At 74.2% G+C, this 15,231-nt stretch carries 9 protein-coding genes; 4 read left to right on the forward strand and 5 right to left on the reverse strand.

Annotation, left to right across the window (positions count from 1 at the left end; all coding sequences use genetic code 11):
* Window positions 1–50: 50 nt before the first annotated feature.
* Entirely contained in the window at window positions 51–668 is a 618-nt protein-coding gene (gene infC, locus GJ743_RS11370) for a translation initiation factor IF-3 (RefSeq protein ID WP_328289092.1), read from the reverse strand.
* 339 nt (window positions 669–1,007) lie between these two features.
* On the opposite strand from infC, the gene GJ743_RS11375 reads away from it, so the two are divergent.
* Complete coding sequence (locus tag GJ743_RS11375; RefSeq protein ID WP_328289093.1) at window positions 1,008–1,355, forward strand: DUF1844 domain-containing protein; 348 nt, start codon at window positions 1,008–1,010, stop codon at window positions 1,353–1,355.
* Window positions 1,356–1,422: 67 nt separating this feature from the next.
* Here GJ743_RS11375 and GJ743_RS11380 read toward each other — a convergent pair whose 3' ends face one another.
* The 4 genes from GJ743_RS11380 to GJ743_RS11395 form a co-directional block, all read right to left on the reverse strand.
* Window positions 1,423–2,199, reverse strand: coding sequence for a DNA-formamidopyrimidine glycosylase family protein (locus GJ743_RS11380; RefSeq protein ID WP_155052056.1), 777 nt, complete (start codon window positions 2,197–2,199; stop codon window positions 1,423–1,425).
* 1 nt (window position 2,200) lies between these two features.
* On the reverse strand, window positions 2,201–6,862 hold the full coding sequence (locus GJ743_RS11385) for an ATP-dependent helicase (RefSeq protein ID WP_155052057.1): 4,662 nt from the start codon (window positions 6,860–6,862) through the stop codon (window positions 2,201–2,203).
* Window positions 6,863–6,915: 53 nt separating this feature from the next.
* Window positions 6,916–8,361, reverse strand: a complete 1,446-nt coding sequence (locus tag GJ743_RS11390; RefSeq protein ID WP_155052058.1) for a pyridoxal phosphate-dependent decarboxylase family protein — start codon at window positions 8,359–8,361, stop codon at window positions 6,916–6,918.
* A gap of 84 nt (window positions 8,362–8,445) precedes the next feature.
* Window positions 8,446–9,987, reverse strand: a complete 1,542-nt coding sequence (locus tag GJ743_RS11395) for an alpha/beta hydrolase (protein ID WP_155052059.1) — start codon at window positions 9,985–9,987, stop codon at window positions 8,446–8,448.
* A 245-nt stretch (window positions 9,988–10,232) separates the two neighbouring features.
* On the opposite strand from GJ743_RS11395, the gene GJ743_RS11400 reads away from it, so the two are divergent.
* The 3 genes from GJ743_RS11400 to GJ743_RS19240 form a co-directional block, all read left to right on the forward strand.
* Window positions 10,233–12,104, forward strand: coding sequence for an Hsp70 family protein (locus GJ743_RS11400; protein WP_155052060.1), 1,872 nt, complete (start codon window positions 10,233–10,235; stop codon window positions 12,102–12,104).
* On the forward strand, window positions 12,101–14,653 hold the full coding sequence (locus GJ743_RS11405) for a LuxR C-terminal-related transcriptional regulator (RefSeq protein WP_155052061.1): 2,553 nt from the start codon (window positions 12,101–12,103) through the stop codon (window positions 14,651–14,653). Before GJ743_RS11400 ends, GJ743_RS11405 begins: the two co-directional genes overlap by 4 nt.
* A 252-nt stretch (window positions 14,654–14,905) precedes the next feature.
* Window positions 14,906–15,231, forward strand: a 326-nt coding sequence (locus GJ743_RS19240; protein WP_196216985.1) for an IniB N-terminal domain-containing protein, incomplete at its 3' end; no start/stop codon positions are given.

The raw sequence follows: 15,231 nt of genomic DNA on the forward strand, positions 1-15,231 counted from the left end.
CTCTCTCCTTGGTTCTGCCGCCACCGAGGTGGCGGACGTTCGGTGCTGGCCTAGGCCTCGGGGGCCTCGGCCGTCTGCGGCTCGTCGCCCGCGGCATCCGCCGCCGGGCGCTGCTTGGCCGCAGCACGCTGTGCATTCGCCTCGGCCTTGGCCTCGGACTTGTTCTTGAGGGGCGCGATGACCATGACCATGTTGCGGCCGTCGATCGTGGGGTTGTGCTCGACCGTGCCGAACTCCGCCACGTCTTCGGCGAAGCGCTGCAGGAGGCGGACGCCCATCTCGGGACGCGACTGCTCGCGACCGCGGAACAGGATCATCGCCTTGACCTTGTCGCCGGACTTCAGGAAGCCGACGGCGCGCTTCATCTTGGTCTCGTAGTCGTGCTTGTCGATCTTGAGACGGAACCGAACCTCTTTCAGGATCGTGTTCGCCTGGTTGCGCCGGGCTTCCTTCGCCTTCTGCGCAGCCTCGTACTTGTACTTGCCGTAGTCCATGATCTTGACGACCGGCGGACGGGAGTTCGGCGCGACCTCGACGAGATCGAGGTCGGCCTCCTGCGCGAGCCGCAGTGCCACCTCGATCTTCACGACGCCGACCTGCTCTCCGCCAGGGCCCACGAGGCGGACCTCGGGAACGCGGATACGGTCATTGGTACGCGGATCGCTGATGCGAGTCTCCTCTACTCGAACTGGTTTCCAGCCCTTCGGGAGACGGATGCCGCCCGAAGACGAGAGCGGAAATCCACGCGATGACGCCCCGCGGATTCTCACCGCGGGCTCATGCGGCACCCTTGCTCCTGCCCCGCGCGAGCGGGGAAGGGGAGTGCGAACGACCCGGTAACCTTGATGAAGCGGTATGCGCGGGTGGGAGTCTCTCCACTTTCGTACCGGGGACTGGCCCCGGAGCCCGCAGTAGTCTAGCAGAGGAATCCCCCGGTGAGCGACACTTCGCCCGAGTCCACGCGTGCGCCCGAGCACGACCACCCCGAGGCCGGCGCCGACGCCGGCGTGCAGGCCGACACCGAGCAGACGGTCGCCGACGCCACGCGCGATATCGCCGAGGTGCCCGCGGTCGAGGTCATCACGACGGCGGCCGTGCACCTCATGAGCGCCGCCGCGGTCAAGGTCGGGCTCGCCGACGACCCCGAGTCGCAGACCGACCTCGACGAGGCGCGCAAGCTCATCAACGCGCTCGCCGGACTGATCACCGCGGGCGCGCCCGAGATCAGCGACATGCACGCGCGATCGCTTCGCGACGGCCTCCGCTCCCTGCAGCTGGCCTTCCGCGAGGCGTCGACGATTCCCGACGAGCTCGGCAAGGGGCCCGGCGAGAAGTGGACCGGCCCGGTCTCCTAGGTCTCGATACGCGCGCTTCGCGTGCGACTCGACCACCGGCCGCGACCCGCCCGAGCCGGTCTCCGGCTCATCGCTGGCAGTGCGGACACCAGTACGTCTCGCGCAGCTCCACGTCGTTCCGGCCGAAACGGCCGTGCTCGATGCGCGTGCCGCAACGTCGGCACGGCTCGCCCGCGCGCCCGTAGACCCAGAGCCGGCGCCCGGGCCTCGTGTCGCCTGTCGTCGTCCGCTCGAGGCGGTCGCGATTGGCGTGGATGACCCGGCGTGCGAGGTCGATCGTCGGAGCGAGCTCGACCTCGCCGATGGGGCGGTCGGGGCGGATGCCGCGCAGGAAGCACACCTCGTTGACGAGGACGTTGCCGAGGCCGGCGAGGTTCCGCTGGTCGGCGAACGCCACGACCGCCGGCACCTCCGGGTCGGCGGCGAGACGTCGCGCCGCCTCCGCGGCATCCCAGTCGGGCCCGAGCAGGTCGGGGCCGAGGTGGGCGAGCCGCTCGCCCTCCTCGGACGCCGGGAAGACCTCGACGAGCCCGAGGTCGAAGCCGACGGCCGTGGCATCCGTCGTCTCGATGATCGCGCGGGCGCGATGCGCGGGTCGGGGCCACCGTCGGCCGGGCGGGATGACGCGCCACTCCCCCTCCATCTTGAGGTGCGTGTGCAGGACCGCGTCGCCGATGCGCATGAGCACGTGCTTGCCGCGGCTGGCGACCGAATGGATCGTCTCGCCGGCGAGGTCGACCGTGGCGTACGCCGGCACCCGGATGTCGCTCCGGACGACCGTGCGCCCCGCGAGCGCGTCGTCGAGCCGGCGGGCGGCGCGGAAGACGGTGTCGCCCTCGGGCATCTCAGCCCCTCGCCTCGAAGCGGAGCCCCTGCGGCGTCTCGCGGAAGCCGGCGCCGCGGAGCGGCGCGTCGAGCGCGGAGCCGAACACGCCCGCGCCGTTCACGGTCTCGACGCGGAACCGCGCCCCACGGGCTCGCGCGAGCGCCTCGGCGAGTGACGTCGCTCCCTGCACGAGCACGGCGGCGTCGTCGGTGAAGACGAGCGCGGTGCGTCCGCCGCGCTCGAGGTAGAACGCGGCCTCGCCGTCGACGATCGCGACGACGGCGCCGGCCTTGCGTGCGGGCCGGTGCGTGAGCTCGACGAGCGGGTCGGGCCAGTCGAGCGCCGCGCCGAACGGGTTCGCGGGGTCGGTCGCGGCGAGGGCGAACGCGCCGCCCTTCGGCGCCTGCCTGAGGCGGTCGACGGCGGCGCTGGTGGCGAACTGGGCGCCGCCCTGGCCGTCGACGAAGTAGCCGCGCCGCACGCGGCCGGTCTCCTCGAAGCCGGCGAGCGTGCGATAGGCGAGCGCGAAGCCGCCGAGATGGTCCTCCGCGACGACCGAACCGCGCGTGACGACCCCGTAGCGCTCGAGCAGCGTCTCGCCGAGGGCATGCGCACGCGGCGTCGCGGCGTCGCTCGGCACGGGGAGCACGGACCAGCGCCCTGCAGCGCGGGGCGGTGCCGACCGCGGCGAGCGGGCCCCCTCTGCCGCAGCCGCCGCCTGGGCGAGCACGCGACGCGAGACGGCTCGGCCGCGGATGCGGGCCCGAGGCGTCGTCGCGCGGGTCTTGTGCGCCCCGCCGCCCGTGAGCAAGCCGCGGACCGGTGCGAACGTGTCGTTGGTCACGAGTCCGGCCCAGCCGAGTCGCCACAACGCATCGAGGATCGGTGCGTCCTCTGTCGCGCCGACGGCCTCGGCGAGCTGCCGGTAGAAGTACGCCCCGCCGCTGCCGAGCACGGCGAGCAGCTCGGTCTCGATCGCGTCGAGCGGCTGGTCGACGGGTGCGGGCATCGTCAGCTTCGCGGTGTCGGCGAGGTGCAGGCTGATCCATCCGTCGTCGCCCGCCAGCGCCCCCTGGCCCACCCAGAGCACTTCGCCGCTCGCGGTGAGCTCGTCGAGGAACTCCGGCCGGTAGTCGTCGACCCGTGCTGGGAGCACGAGCGACTCCCACGCCGACGCCGGGATCCGCACGCCCTCGAGCTGCTCGATCACCGCGGCGACGCCGTCCACGCCGCGGAGCCGACCGCCGACGTGCTGCCAGTCGGGGAGGAACCGGCCGAACTCGCGCGGCGCGACCGGTTCGACCTCCTCGCGGAGCGCCGCGAGCGAGCGGCGGCGGAGCCGGCGCAGCACCTCGGCGTCGCACCACTCGGCGCCGCTGCCGTGCGGCAGGAACGCGCCCTCGACGAGCCGCCGTTCACCGGCGAGGCGTGCGAGCGCGGTGTGCGCGATCGCGCCGCCGATGCCGAACCGCTCGGCGACCGCGCCGGTCGTGAACGGGCCGTGGGTGCGGGCGTAGCGGCTCACGAGGTCGCCGAGCGGGTCGCGCACGGCCTCACCGAAGGCATCGGGCAGGCCCGGCGGGATCGGCACGCCGAGCGCGTCGCGGAGGCGGCTGAGGTCCTCCACGGCGACGACCCACTCGGTGCGCGCGAATCGCACGCGAGCGGCGCGGCGCGCGGCGACGAGCGCGACGACGGATGCCGCGGCATCCGTCGCCTCGTCGACCCGCTCGGAGATCTCGGCGTCGGTCATCGGTCCGAGCTCGCGGAGCAGGTCGGCGACGCCCTCCTCGCCCCGGGCGAGGCGATCGGGGTGGCGGCGCTGGAGCATCCGCTCGGTCTCCTCGACGACCACGGGATCGAGCAGCTCCCGCAGCTCGACGGTGCCGAGGAGCTCGGCGAGGAGCCCGGGATCGAGCGAGAGCGCGGCGGCGCGACGTTCGGCGAGCGGGGCGTCGCCCTCGTACATGAAGGCCCCGACGTAGCCGAAGAGCAGGCTCGCGGCGAACGGGCTCGCGGTCTCGGTCGCCACGTCGACGAAGCGGACCCGCCGGCCGCGGATGCGCTCGGCGAGGGCCGTGAGCGCCGGCAGGTCGTAGACGTCCTGCAGGCACTCCCGCACGGCTTCGAGCACGACCGGGAAGTCGGGGTAGTCGCGCGCGACCTCGAGCAGCTGCGACGCCTTCTGCCGTTGCTGCCAGAGGGGCGATCGCCGCCCCGGGTTCTGCCGCGGCAGGAGCAGGGCACGCGCGGCGCACTCGCGGAAGCGCGAGGCGAAGAGCGCCGAGTCGCCGACGCGTTCGGTCGCGAGCTGGGCGAGCTCCTCCGGGTCGAACTCGAAGAGCTCGCTGCCTGGCGGCTCGTCGGCCGTGTCGGGGATCCGCAGCACGATGCCGTCGTCACTCGCGACGGCGTGCGCCTCGACGCCGAGCCGTTCCATCACGCGCGCGTCGACCGCGAGCGCCCACGGCGCGTGCACGCGCATGCCGTAGGGCGAGTGCAGCACGATCCGCCAGTCGCCCAGCTCGTCGCGGAACCGCTCGACGACGAGGTGCTCGGCGTCGGGTACGACGCGCGTCGCCTCGCGCTGGTCGGCGATGAATCGCACGAGGTTCGCGCCCGCGCGCTCGTCGAGCCCGGCGGCGGCCGTCCGGGCGACCGCGGTCGGCTCGTCGGCGGCGGCGAGCTCGCCGATGAACGCGCCGATCGCGGCGCCGAGCTCGGCGGGCCGCCCGATGCCGTCGCCCTTCCAGAACGGCAGACGGCCCGGCTCGCCGACTGCGGGCGAGACGAGCACGCGGTCGTGCGTGATCTCCTGGATCCGCCAGCTCGTCGCGCCGAGCGCGAACACGTCGCCCACGCGCGACTCGTACACCATCTCTTCGTCGAGCTCGCCGACGCGCCGCCCCGGCCCGGCGTCGCCGATCATGAACACGCCGAAGAGCCCTCGGTCGGGGATCGTGCCGCCGCTCGTGACCGCGAGCCGCTGCGCACCCCGCCTGCCGGTGATCGTGCCGGCGTCGCGGTCCCACACGATGCGGGGCCGCAGCTCGCCGAACCGATCGGACGGATACCGGCCGGCGAGCAGGTCGAGCGTGGCGTCGAACGCCGAGCGCGGCAGCGAGCCGAACGGCGCCGCACGGCGGACGACGTCGAACCAGTGCTCGACCTCCCACTCGTCGATCGCCGACGCCGCCACGGTCTGCTGCGCGAGGACGTCGAGCGGGTTCGCCGGGATCCGCATGGGCTCGATCGCGCCCTCGACCATGCGCTCGGCGACGACGGCGGAGTGCAGCAGGTCGGCCCGGTGCTTCGGGAACAGCACCCCCTTCGACACCTCGCCGACCTGGTGCCCGGCACGGCCGATGCGCTGCAGGCCGCTCGCGACCGACGGCGGCGACTCGACCTGCATCACGAGGTCGACCGCGCCCATGTCGATCCCGAGTTCGAGGCTCGAGGTCGCGACGACGCACTTCAGGCGACCGGCCTTGAGGTCGGCCTCGACGAGCGCGCGCTCCTCCTTGCTGACCGAGCCGTGGTGCGACCGGGCGATGATCGGCTCGGCACCGGCGGTGATGCCGGATGCGCCGGGCAGGTCGGCGGGCGGGCGGCGGGTTCCGGCGACCGGCGAAGTGCGCGAGACGACGGATGCCGCGGCCGCCGCATCGACGGCGGCGGCGACGGCCGCGACCTCGGTCGCAGGGGCGCTCGCGCCGGTCTCCTCGTCGGCGTCGTCGGGCGCGGTCCGCTCGGCCCAGAGCTCGTTGAGCCGGGCCGTGAGCCGCTCGGCCAGCCGGCGCGAGTTCGCGAACACGATCGTCGAGCGGTGCGCGAGCACCTCGTCGAGGATCGCCTCCTCGACGTGCGGCCACACCGACCCGCCCGCGTCGCCCGACAGGTCGCCGAGGTCGTCGACGGGCACCGTGACCCGCAGGTCGAACCGCTTGCCGGACGGCGGAGCGACGATCGACACCGGGCGCGTGCCGGCGAGGAACCGCGCCACCTCTTCATGCGGCCGCACGGTCGCGGACAGGCCGATGCGCTGGACGGGACGGGCGACGAGCTCGTCGAGCCGCTCGAGCGAGAGTGCGAGGTGCGCGCCGCGCTTGGTGCCCGCGATCGCGTGGATCTCGTCGACGATGACCGTCTCGACGCCCGCGAGGGTCTCGCGCGCCTGCGAGGTGAGCATGAGGAACAGCGACTCGGGCGTCGTGATGAGGATGTCGGGCGGGCGCTTCACGAGCGCGCGCCGGTCGGTCGGCGACGTGTCGCCCGAGCGGACGCCGACCGTGACCTCGGGCACGTCGACGCCGATCGCCGCCGCCGTGCGGGCGATGCCGACGAGCGGGGCGCGGAGGTTGCGCTCCACGTCGACGCCGAGCGCCTTGAGCGGCGACAGGTAGACGACGCGCGTGGCGCGGGCCGACCCGCCGCTCGCCGACCCGCCCGTCGTCACCTCGCCCGTCGCCTCGTCGACGGCCGGCCCCTCGTGGTGGAGCCGATCGATCGCGGACAGGAAGGCGGCGAGCGTCTTGCCCGAGCCGGTCGGTGCGACGACGAGTGCGTGCTCGCCCCCGGCGATCGCGCGCCACGCCGCCTCCTGCACGGGCGTGGGCTCGTGGAAGGACTCGGTGAACCACGCCCGCGTCGCGGGCGCGAAGGAGTCGAGCGCTCCGGCCATCCCCCCATTCAAGCCGATGCCACCGACACCGTCGCCGCGACCATGCCCGGCCGTCATCCCCCTCCGGCCGCGCCTGCGCCCCCGCCGGCCCGCAGCTCGCCGAGCACGCGTCCGACGGCCGCGACCGTGCGACGCGCCTGCGCGGCATCCGTGCCCCAGTTGCTCACGGAGAAGCGCACGACCGCGCGATCGTGCCACCGCGAGGTCATCGCGAGCACCTCGCCGTCGGTCCAGAGCGCGCGGCTCAGCGCCTCGGTCGCCACGTCGTCCTCGAGCGCGATGCAGACCTGGGTGAAGACGACCTCGTTCAGCACCTCCACGCCCGGCAGCGCGGCCAACCCGTCGGCGATGAGCCTCGCCGACCCCGCGAGCCGGTCGATGAGCCCCGCGACGCCGTCGCGGCCGAGGTGCCGCAGCACCGCCCAGGTCGGCACGCCCCGCGCCCGGCGCGAGAGCTCGGCCACCTTCTCGTGCGGGTCCGCGCCGACGTCGGCGGCCTGCAGGTAGCTCGCCTGCAGGCTGAGGGCGCGGCGCATCGGCGCGGCGTCGCGCACCATCGCGATGCCGCAGTCGTAGGGCACGCTGAGCGTCTTGTGCGCGTCGGTCGACCACGAGTCGGCGTCGGCGAGCCCGGCCGTCAGGTGCCTGAGGCGCGGGGATGCCGCGGCCCACAGCCCGAACGCACCGTCGACGTGCACCCACGCGCCCGCCTCGTGCGCGATGCGACACGCCTCCGCGAACGGGTCGAAGGCGCCCGAATGGATGTTGCCCGCCTGCAGTGCGACGATGACCGGTCCTTCTCCGCGCTCGAGCTCGTCGGCGAGCGCGTCGGCGCGGATCCGGCCCTGGTCATCGCACGCGACGAGCGTCGGCGCACCGAGCCCGAGGTAGCGTGCGGCGAGGTCCATCGTGCCGTGGCGTTCGGCGCCCGCGATCCATCGGATGCGCGGGGAGCCGGCCATCCCCTGCGCCTCGACGTCCCAGTCCGCGCGGCGGAGCACCTCGCTCCGCGCCGCGGCGAGGCACGCGAACTGCGCGCTCGTGGCTCCCGTCGCGAACCCGACGTCGCTGCCCGCGGGCAGGCCGAGCAGGTCGAGCAGCCACGTCGCCGCGATCTCCTCCGCGGCGACGGTGCCGGGCGAGATGATCCTGAGGACCGCGTTCTGGTCCCACGCCGAGACCAGCCAGTCGGCCGCGAGTGCGACCGGCTGCGCGCCGCCGATCACCCAGCCGTAGAAGCGCGGCGACCCGGTGGCGCTGAGGCCGGGCTCGGCGGCCTCAGCGAGTCGGTCGATGACGGCGTCGGCCGGTTCGCCGTGCTCGGGCAGGTCGCGCCCGAGTGCGTCCATCACCTCGCCGACGCCCGCGCGAGGGGGAACCGGGCGATCGGGCAGAGCGGCGAGCCACTCTCCCGCGTGGCGGCGGGCGAGATCGAGCATGGCCGGGTCGTACGGCTGAGCGCCGGCGGCCGGCGCCTCCCCGGTCGGTTCGTCGGACATCATCCACCTGGATTCCGCGCACCGTCGCGCAGTCCCGATCCTGCTCCAGGGCGCAGGCAGGAGTCAACGGGCCGGCGGCGGAGCTCAGGCCGGGCAGGTGACGTCGGCCGGCGGCGCGACGCCGTCCACGAGGTACGCCTCGACCGCGGCATCCACGCACGCATCGCCCTTGTTGAACGCCGTGTGGCCCTCGCCCGTCCTCGTCACCAGGACCCCGCTCTCGAGCTGCGAGGCGACCGCGACCGCCCACGCGTACGGGGTGGACGGGTCGCCGGTGGTGCCGAGGACGAGGATCGGCGCGGCGCCGGGCGCGGTGATCGCCACCCGCTCCAGCTCCGAGCGATACGGCCATGACAGGCACGACACGTCGTCGAAGGCGAAGTAGACGCCGAGATGCGGCGCCTCCCTGCTCAGCGCGCGCGCCTCCTCCTTCATCACCTCGACGTTGTTCTGCGCGGCGTGGTCGAGGCAGTTCACCGCGCGGATCGCCTCGGGCAGGTTGCCGGAGTACTCGCCCTCGGGACTGCGACCGTAGTAGCCGTCGACGACCGTCAGGGCGAACTCGGCCTGACCCGCGAGCACGGTCGTGAAGACGGTGTCGAGCGCCGGCCACGTGTCCTGGCGGTACAGCGGCGCGGCGATCGCGAGGAGGAGCGTGTCGACCCCCAGCACCCTGCCGTCCGTCGACGGGATCGGGTTCCTCGCGACGGCGTCGAGGATCTCGCGCACGATCGGAAGGGCGTCGTCCGCCGTCCCCTCGAACGGACAGGTGGCGGCCGGGATGCAGGCGTCCAGGTAGGACCGGAGCGCGGCCTCGAACCCCTTCGCCTGGGCCAGGGTGACGGCCGACCGGGTGAGCGACGGATCGATCGGCCCGTCCAGCACGAGGCGGCCCACCCGGTCCGGGAACAGGCCGGCGTACACCGTGCCGAGGTACGCGCCGTACGAGTAGCCGAGGTACGCCAGCCGCTTCTCGCCCAGCGCGGCACGCAGCATGTCGAGATCGCGCGCGACGCTCGCGGTGTCGACGTTCGCCAGCAGGTCGCCCGTGTTGCGCAGGCACGACTGGCCGAATCGGTGCGTCTGCTCGTTCTGCGACGTCAGCCAGTCGGTGGTTCCGCGGATGCCTCTGGCCGGCGTGTAGAGGAACCGGTCGAGCTCCTCCGCGGAGAGGCAGTCGACCGCGGTCGAGCGGCCCACGCCGCGCGGATCGAACCCGACGATGTCGTACCGGTCCTGCAGCTCGGCGGTGGTGGCGACGTCGAGCGAGCTCGCGACCGCGTCGTAGCCCGACACGCCCGGCCCGCCGGGATTCATCAGCAGCGAACCGATCCGGTCCCCGCGCGCCGGCTGGCGGATGAGCGCCAGCTCGATCTCCGCGCCGGACGGGGCGTCCCAGTCGAGGGGCGCGACGGCGGTGGCGCACTCGAGGTCGCCGCACTGCTCCCAGCGGAGCACCTGGCCGTAGAACGGCTCCAGCGCGGCATCCACCTTCTCGCCGGTCGGCGTCGATTCGTCGACGACGGGGAAGAACGTGGAGAGCCCGCACGCGCTCAGACCGCAGGCGACGGCGACCGCCGCGAGTCCGGCCAGGATGCGGCGTGTCCGCCCCGTCGTCTCCCCCATGGCCACCCAGTATCGCGGCGCGGCGCCGATCGCCACGCCCCCCGTTCTGGGGACGTGGTGCGCGACGGCGCATGTCCCCCGCGTGATCCCCGGAATCTCGCCGAAAGCCGGGTTTCCCGTCCGATTTGTACCCCGAATCGGGGACCTAGGACCTGTTGCCGCTCCCACCGGGGCGCGGGATACTCGTCGGGTCGCGGCACGGACTCGAACGGCGTACGCCGGTGTCGCGCAGGGGGGTTTGAGTCGTGAACTCGTACGCGCTCGGAATCGACATCGGGACGACCTGCACGGCCGCGGCCATCGGCCGCCGCGAGGCGGACGGTGCGCTGCGGGCGACGCCGATCGACCTCGGCACGAGGAAGTCCGCCGTGCCGACCGTCGTCCACCTCGGCGACGACGGTGCGGTCGTCGTCGGTGAGCCGGCGGAGCGACGGGCCATCGACTCGCCGGACCACGTCGTCAGGGAGTTCAAGCGGCGCATCGGCGACGAGACGCCGCTCATCGTCGGCGACGTCGCCGTCGCACCCGAGGACCTGTTCGCGCTCGTCGCACGGTGGGTCGTCGACCGCGCCGAGGCACGGGAGGGCGAACCGCCCTCGATCGTGGCGCTGTCGCACCCGGCCGCGTGGGGCGAGCACCGCGTCGAGACGATCCGGAACGCACTCGCCGGCGTCGGACTCGGCGACGTCGAGCTGGTGAACGAGCCGGCGGCCGCAGGACTCGCGTACCTCTCGGAACGCGACCTCGACGCCGGTCGCGTCGTCGGCGTCTACGACCTCGGCGGCGGGACGTTCGACGTGGCCCTGCTGCGACGGCAGGACGGCGGCGACCTGCAGCTCGTCGGAACGCCGCGCGGCGTGGAGCGCCTCGGCGGGTCCGACTTCGACCAGCGCGTCTTCGACCACGTGCGACGCGCCGCCGAGGAAGCGTTCGCCGGCACCGACGACCGCGACGTGGACTCGGTGATCGCGCTCGCCGCCGTGCGCCGCGAGTGCACCGAGGCCAAGGAGGCGCTGTCATTCGACGCCGAGACGGCCGTGCCCGTGATCCTTCCGGCCGGCCAGGCCCGCGTGCGCCTCGTACGCGGGGAATTCGAGCAGATGATCGAACCCGAGCTCCGGCGCACGGTCGACACCCTGCGCGACGCGATCACGGCGGCGGAGCTCGACGACGACGAGATGTCGGCCGTGCTCCTCGTCGGCGGCTCGTCGCGCATCCCCGCCGTCACGCAGCTGATCTCCGCCGAACTCGGGCTCCCCGTGGTCATGGACGCCGATCCGAAGGCGTCGATCAGTCGCGGAGCGGCCATCGCGGCAGGTCGACGGCTCGCTCCGGCGGCCGTGCCGGCCGCCGCGCAGGCGGAGTCGGCGGGCGCGGAGGCCGCCGGCGATGCCGCAGCCGTCGAGGACGACCACCCGATGGCGGTGCCGGCCGCGATGCTCGGCGCGAGATCCGCACCGCACCTCTCGATGGGCGTGCGCACCACGCTGCTCGCGGGTGCCGCGGCGGCGCTCCTCGCGGTCGTCGTGCCGATCTCGCCGCTCGGCGCGGGCGGTCGACCCGAGGCCGATTCCGGGGGTGCCGCCGGGCTTGATGCCGCCGGCGCCACCACCGCCGGCCACTACGTCACCGGTGAGGCCGCCGATCCCGGCTCGCCGGACGCGCCGGCGCCGCTCACCGACGACCCCCTGACACCGGTGGACGAGTCCGAGCTGGCGCCGCCGAGGGCACCGCTGAAGCCGGGGAAGGTCGCACCGACCACCACCACGACCGGGTCGACCGGGTCGACCGGGTCGACCCAGGGCACCGGGACATCCGGCGGCACCTCGGATGGCTCGGCCTCCGGCTCGACCTCCGGTGGCGCGTCGTCGACCGACCCGGCGACGAGCCCGTCTCCACAGCCCACGACGGAACCGCCGCCGCCCACCACCGACCCGGACCCTGCGCCGGCACCCGAGCCCGAACCGGACCCGGCGCCCGAGCCGGTCCCGGACCCGGCGCCCGACCCCGCGCCCGATCCCGCGCCTGTGCCCGATCCCGCACCCGAACCCGAACCTGAACCGACGGTGGTTCCCGAGCCCACCACCGACCCCACGGAGCCCGCGCCCGCGCCATGAACGCACCCTCACGCGACGATGCGATCCACCGCGCCCACGACGTGGCCGGATGGTCCGACGGCGAGCAGATCGTCAGGCTCATCCTCAGCGGATCCGACCGGGTGGTCGCCGGCGTGAGCGGGCCCGGCGGTTCGGGCAAGTCCACGCTGCTGCAGCGCATGGCCGCCGAGCTCCGTGCCGGGGGTGCGCGCGTGGTGCACGGCACCGACCCCGGACCTGCGGAGGACGGCGCGTCGCCCGTCGTGATGCTGGTCGACGATGCCGAACAGCTCGGGCCCGCGGAACTGGCCGTCCTGGACGGCTCCGTCGACGACGTCGCGCACCTCGTGGTCGCCTTCCGCCCGACACCGGCCTCGCCGGTCGCGAACGTCTTCGACCACGCCGGGCGGCGTCGTCCGGTCGTGACGCTGCACCCGCTCGCCGCCGCCGAGATCGCGGACCGGTGGACGACGCTCATGCACGCCCCGCCCGAGGCCGGTCGCGTCGATCGCGTCCTCGAACTCACGCACGGCAATCCCCGCCTCGTCGACCTCGTGCTGGTCGCGATCCGCGACGAGGGCTGGGATCTCGACACCGCGTCGGACCTGCCCGGTCCGTTGCTGACCTACGTCTCGACGGAACTCGACGCGCTCGACCGCGACACCCGCGAGTTCGTCCTCGCGCTCGCGATCGGCTTCTCGACGTCGGGGCCGGCCCTCGCGACCGCGCCCCGTTTCGCCGGTGCCGACACCCTCGCGCTCGTGCAGGGCGCGAGGGCCGCGGGCCTCGCCGCTGCCGACGGAGCGCTCTGCCCGCTGGTGCGGAGCTCCGTCCTCCGGACTGCCCTGCCGGACGAGGCGTGGTCACTGCGTCGCGAGCTCGTCGATGCCATGGCCGCGACCGGCACGCCGCTCGAGGCGACGGCCATGTCGCTCGCCGACGACGGATTCCGCGACGCCCGGTTGGCCGGGGCGCTCGAGCAGGCGGGCGACGAGCTCCTGCCCACCGATCCCGCCGGAGCGGCGCGCCGGTACGCGGCCGCCGTCGCGGCGGGCGCGGACCGGACCGGGCTCCAGGCGCGACGAGCGCACGCGGCGTGGGCCGCCGGCGACGTCCGCGACGCCGAGCGCCTCGTCGACCGGCTCCTCGCGCGCGCGGACTCACCCGACATGTGCCGAGGCGTGGAGGTCGCCGCCGCGGTCTGGGCGCGACAGGGCCTACTGCACCGCAGCGCCGTGGCCTACGAGCGCCTCGCGAGCGACCGGTGCGCGCTGGCGCCGCTCGCGGTGGTCTGCCTGGTCGCGACCGGGGAACCCGAGCGGGCGGTCTCGCTCCGGACGTCGGGCGAGCGCATCGCGTACCCGACGTCGTCCTACGTGGCGCTCGACCTCATGGCCGACGGCATCCTCCGCTTCCTCGACGGCGACCACGAACGGGCGCTCGCCTTCCTCCTGAACGCCTCGAGCCTGATGTCCGAGGCCGGTCCGGCGACCGTGCTGCCCGAGGTCCCCGCGGTGCTGGCGGCCCAGGTCGGGCTCGTCATCGGTGAGCTCGCCGTCGCGGACGGCGTCCTGTCCGCTGCGATCGAGGGGGGCCAGGGCGGGCCCGCCTTCACGGCCCGCCTGCTGCTCACCCGGGGGCTGGTCGCGCTGCGCGCCGATCGCCCGCGGCAGGCGAGAGCCCACCTCGTGGCCGCGATGGCGGATGCCGCGATGCATCCGATCGGCCTGCGGGACGAGCTCCTCGCCAGCGCGCTGCGCGTGGGCCTGGCTCGGCATCAGGGCGAGATCCCGCTCCTCCTCCAAACGTGGAGGGAGGCACGACCGGCGCTCGCGGGCATGCGGCCCGACCTGACCATACTGCCGGCACTGGCGGAACTCGTCCTCGCGGCCGCACGACTCGACGAGATGCACCTCGTCGAGTCGCGGGTCGACGAGGCGAGGGCCCTCATCGAACGCGTGGGTGCCGACGGCCCGCTGTCCACCGCCCTGCACTGGACCGAGATCGAGGCGGCGCTCCTGCGGAACGACCCGGGCGGCGTGGAGGATCACGCCCGCGTGCTCTCGACCCGGGGCGACGACCGCATCGCCCGGCGCCTGGCGGATGCCGCACGGACGTGGGCCTCCGCGCTCGGCGGCAACGTCGACGTCGAGGGGGTCGAGCGTGCGGCGCGGGAGCTCGAGTCCGCCGGGTACCCCTGGGATGCCGCGAGACTCGCCGGGCACGCCGCTGCCAGGGCGGCCGAGCACCAGGACTCCCTGCGACTGCTCGCGCTCGCTCGCAGCCTCCATCCCGACGAGACCCCGTCGGACCGCGACGCGTCCGGCGCGAGCCTCGGAGCCGCCGGCTCGCCCGGACCCGAGCCGTCGCAGGACGACTCCGCGCTGAGCGCCCGGGAGCGCGAAGTCGCGCGCCTGGTGCTCGAGGGGAAGACGTACGTCGAGATCGGCGAGACGATCTTCATCTCACCGCGGACCGCGGAGCATCACATCGCCCGCATCCGGCGCAAGCTCGGCGCCACCAATCGGTCCGACCTCATCGCCAAGCTGCGGTCCGCGCTGGGCGAGTGAGGCCCGCCGAGCCCCTTCCCCGCTCGGGCGACGGTTCGTGCGCTCCTCCAGGGGTCGGATCCCCGGGGACCCCGGAGCGAGGCCGGATCGGATCCCCTAACGCACCCCCACGCGATCCCCCATCACCCCCTCCCGTCGCCCCGAAGCGGGGGAACCCTCCCCGATGTCCGGCGAGCACGCGGAGCGCATGCTTGCATCCGGGGGGCCGGCACGCACGTCGGTCATCGCCATCTCACATGGAGGGGATCGATCATGTCGAACATCACGACGGCGCTGCTGGACTTCCTGATGGGCCTGCTGAGGGACCCGGAGGCCAGCGCCGAGTTCCGGGCGGACCCGGACAGCGCCCTGACGAACGCCGGCCTGAACGGCATCTGCGCGGCTGACGTCGACGCGGTCCTGCCGGTCGCGCTCGACTTCTCGCCGGTCGCCGACCGCGAGTACCACACCGGCGGCAACAGCATCGACAGCAGCGCCTCGGGCGGCGGTTGGGGCGGCGGCGGCTCGGGCGGCGGCTGGGGCGGCGGCGGCCACGGCGGCGGCGGCAAGGGCGGCGACTGGGGCGGCGGCGGCCACGG

It is taken from the genome of Agromyces bracchium (assembly GCF_009709675.1).
Taxonomy (GTDB): domain Bacteria; phylum Actinomycetota; class Actinomycetes; order Actinomycetales; family Microbacteriaceae; genus Agromyces; species Agromyces bracchium.